Source organism: Reyranella sp., assembly GCF_050185545.1.
Taxonomy (GTDB): Bacteria; Pseudomonadota; Alphaproteobacteria; order Reyranellales; family Reyranellaceae; genus Reyranella.
Genome location: NZ_JBFWZI010000347.1, coordinates 1 through 3517, shown reverse-complemented (window position 1 = coordinate 3517; position 3517 = coordinate 1). Strand labels below are relative to the sequence as shown.

The following is a 3517-nucleotide window of genomic DNA, read 5'->3' as shown; positions in this document are numbered from 1 at the left end:
GGCACCGGCGTCACCAACTCGGTGACGCGCCATGCGGCGGTGACTGCGACGGCGATCACCAGCGTCAACCGGGTGTCGAACGGGCGCGCCGTGCTGGGCATCGGTCGCGGCGATTCGGCGCTCGCCCATCTCGGCCGCGCACCGGCGCGGCTCGCCCAGTTCGAGCGCTATCTGAAGCAGCTGCAGGCCTATCTGCGCGGCGAGGCGGTGAGTTTCGACGACATCGACATCCCGCACGAGGTGGCGCCGGCGATGTCAGGGCTGCACCTGCACGACGCGCCGCCGACCAGCCGTATCGGCTGGATCGCCGATGGCGCCAAGGTGCCGGTCGAGGTTGCGGCGAGCGGTCCCAAGGTGATTGCGATTGCGGCCTTGCAGGCGGAACGGGTGATGTTCGCGCTCGGCGCCGACCTCGATCGGCTGAGCTGGGCCATCGGGCTCGCGAGGAAGAGTCGCAAGGACGTCGGTCTCGATCCCGACGGTATCGCCTTCGGCGCCTACGTCAATCTCGGCTGCCACGGCGACATCGGCGCAGCGCGCAACCTGGTGCGCGGCGGACTCACGACGTTCGCGCGCTTCTCGGTGATGCACGGCAAGACCAGCGTGCCGACCTCGTCCGGCGACCGCGAGGTGCTGGAGGCGCTGCACTCCAACTACGACATGAAGGCGCACACGCGCGGCGACTCGCGGCAGGCTACGACGCTGACCGACGATTTCGTCGACCGCTTCGCGATCGTCGGTTCCCCCGATCGTTGCATCGAGCGCCTGCGCTCGCTGGCCAGGCTCGGCCTCGACAAAGTGGCGATCAGCGGCGCGACGCGCGGTGCATCAGTGGAGGATGCGGCGGTGGGGCGCGATCTCTTGGTCAGGCACGTGTTGCCCGGCATGCGCGCGTAGGGAGAGGTTCCTCGCTCGTGCAATGACAGCATTCATGCGGACCGCGGGCGTCCCGCTCGCTCATGATCATGATGAAGACGCGTTCGGCAGGGGCGCGGCCGACCGCGCCCGAGCCGAGCCGCGCCATGAGCGGCCGGGACGCCCGCGGTCCGCATGAGTATCGTTGCCGTCAGCGCCAGATCTTCTTGCCGCTGCCCGGCAGCCCCAGTTCGCTCCACATCGCGTCGACCTTGTCGATGACGGCCTGGTCCATGCGGATCTGGCGGCCCCACTCGCGCGTGGTCTCGCCGGGGAGCTTGTCGGTGGCGTCGAGGCCGATCTTGGAGCCGAGGCCGGAGACCGGCGAGGCGAAATCGAGATAGTCGATCGGCGTGCTCTCGATCACCGTGATGTCGCGCGCCGGGTCCATGCGCGTGGCTATCGCCCACATCACGTCCTTCCAGTTGCGAGCGTCGATGTCGGCGTCCACCACGATCACCCACTTGGTGTACATGAACTGGCGCAGGTAGCTCCATACGCCCATCATCACGCGCTTGGCGTGGCCGGCGTAGGCCTTCTTCATCGACACTACGGCGATCCTGTAGCTGCAGCCTTCGGGCGGCAGCCAGAAATCGACGATCTCGGGGAACTGCTGCTGGAACAGCGGGATGAACACCTCGTTCAGCGCTTCGCCCAGCACGCTGGGCTCGTCGGGCGGCCGGCCGGTGAAGGTCGAGAGATAGATCGGCCGGCGCCGCATGGTGATGGCACTCAGCGTGAACACCGGGAAGCGCTCGACGCTGTTGTAGTAGCCGGTGTGATCGCCGTATGGGCCCTCGTCGCCGTACTCGTCCAGGCTGACACGGCCCTCGAGCACGATCTCGGCCTCGGCGGGAACCTTGAGCGGAATCGTCTTGCAGTCGACCAGCTCGACTTTCTTGCCGCGCAGGAGGCCCGCGAACTGATACTCCGACAGCGTGTCCGGCACCGGCGTCACCGCCGCCAGGATGGTGCCGGGATCGGCGCCGATCACCGCCGCCGCGGGCAGCGGCTCGCGCTTACCGGCGCCCTTCCAGCGCTGATGGTGCTGCGCCCCGCCGCGATGCTTCAGCCAGCGCATCAGCGTGGTGTTGCGGCCGGTCACCTGCAGGCGATAGATGCCGAGATTGAAGCTGTCCTGGCGGTCGCCCTTGGGGTCGGGGCCCTGGGTCACGATCAGCGGCCAGGTGATGAGCGGCGCCGGCTCGCCGGGCCAGCAGGTCTGGATCGGCAGCCGGCCGAGATCGATGTCGGCGCCCTCGAGCACGATCTCCTGGCAGGGCGCGCTGCCGACGGTGCGCGGCTTCATCGCCATCACGGTGCGCACCATGGGCAGCATGTCGAGCGCTTCGCGCCAGCCGCCGGGCGGCTCGGGCTGGCGCAGGAAGGCCAGGGTCTCGCCGACGCCGCGCAGGCCCGCCGGCTCGCGGTCCATGCCCCAGGCGACCCGTTCGACCGTGCCGAACAAATTGACCAGCACCGGCATCTCGGCGCGGCTGCCGTCGGCCCGCACGACGTTCTCGAACAGCACCGCCGGGCCCTTCTCGGCGAGCAGGCGGGTCTGGATCTCGGTCATCTCCAGGTGCGGCGACACCGGTGCCTTGACCCGCACCAGCCGACCGCTCTGTTCGAGCCGGGCCATGAAGTCCCGAAGCGAAGCGTATGGCATGTTGGGCAAGACCTTTAGAGGGGCCATGGCATGAGATCAAACGCCGTCCCGGCCGAGTTCGAGGACCTGCTGACGCGTGCCGGCCGGCGCGTGCTGGCCGGCACGCACGAACTCTGCGGCGCGCTCGCCGATCCGCGCACGCGCTTCGCGGCGCGCGACGATCTCATCGATCGCGCCAAGGCCGGGCGACTGCGGCGCGCCCTCGAGGAGACTCTGGGGGGCACGCTCGAGCCGCTGGAGCAGCCGATCCCGCCCGAGTCGATCTTCGGGATGCGCCGCGACTACGGCGAGACGCTGCCCAAGACCAGCCGGGCCCGCACCATCTTCTTCGACAGCCGTCGCGAGGCGGGCGTCAGGGCGGCGGAACGGATCGGCTTGGTGCACCTGCTGCGTTCGGCGAGCTTTCGCGCCTTCGCCGAGGCGCTGGCCGGCCGAAGGCTGGCCTCCCGCTGGGGCCTGCAGGTGCTGCGCTACGGGCCGGGCGACTATGCCGGGCCGCACAACGACCACCATCCCGAGAACCCCGCCGCCCGCGCCGGCTACATCGACGTGCATTTGAGCCTGTGCTCGCCCGGCGTCGCCCACCAGTGGCTGGTCTACAGCCGCGCCGGCCATTTCAGCGAGATCGTCCCGCTCGCCGCGCCGGCGACGATCACCGCTTATCGCCTGCCGTTCTGGCACTACACCACGCCGCTGGTCGGCAGGCCGCGCGCGGCACGTTGGGTGCTGCTGGGGACGTTCCTCTATCGATGAACTCCTCCCCAGCTCCGCTGGGGAGGTGTCGCCGTCTTCGGCGACGGAGGGGGCATTGCTGGGAGCGCGCCACTCCAGTGGCGCTCTTCTCATTGATCACACATCCATGAGCGCCACAGGAGTGGCGCGCTCGTGCGACCGCGAGTGTGTCTGGCTTGGAGGGTGGAAGTCCCTTCCAGG

At 69.3% G+C, this 3517-nt stretch carries 3 protein-coding genes; 2 read left to right on the top strand and 1 reads right to left on the bottom strand.

The window, feature by feature from the left end; all coding sequences use genetic code 11:
• Nucleotides 1-897, top strand: an 897-nt coding sequence (locus tag AB7O82_RS37825; RefSeq protein WP_428621903.1) for an LLM class flavin-dependent oxidoreductase, incomplete at its 5' end; no start/stop codon positions are given.
• Nucleotides 898-1066: 169 nt separating this feature from the next.
• On the opposite strand, the gene AB7O82_RS37820 is transcribed toward AB7O82_RS37825, so the two are convergent.
• Nucleotides 1067-2557, bottom strand: a complete 1491-nt coding sequence (locus AB7O82_RS37820; RefSeq protein ID WP_428549024.1) for a UbiD family decarboxylase — start codon at nucleotides 2555-2557, stop codon at nucleotides 1067-1069.
• 57 nt (nucleotides 2558-2614) lie between these two features.
• On the opposite strand from AB7O82_RS37820, the gene AB7O82_RS37815 reads away from it, so the two are divergent.
• A complete protein-coding gene (locus tag AB7O82_RS37815) occupies nucleotides 2615-3337 on the top strand; it encodes a hypothetical protein (protein WP_428549021.1) in 723 nt (240 codons plus the stop codon).
• The last annotated feature ends 180 nt before the right edge of the window (nucleotides 3338-3517 follow it).

What these genes read in the sequence shown, in the direction of transcription:
- AB7O82_RS37820 (WP_428549024.1), bottom strand. Translation starts at nt 2,557, where the DNA reads ATGGCCCGGCTCGAACAGAGCGGTCGGCTGGTGCGGGTCAAGGCACCG.
- AB7O82_RS37815 (WP_428549021.1), top strand. Translation starts at nt 2,615, where the DNA reads ATGAGATCAAACGCCGTCCCGGCCGAGTTCGAGGACCTGCTGACGCGT.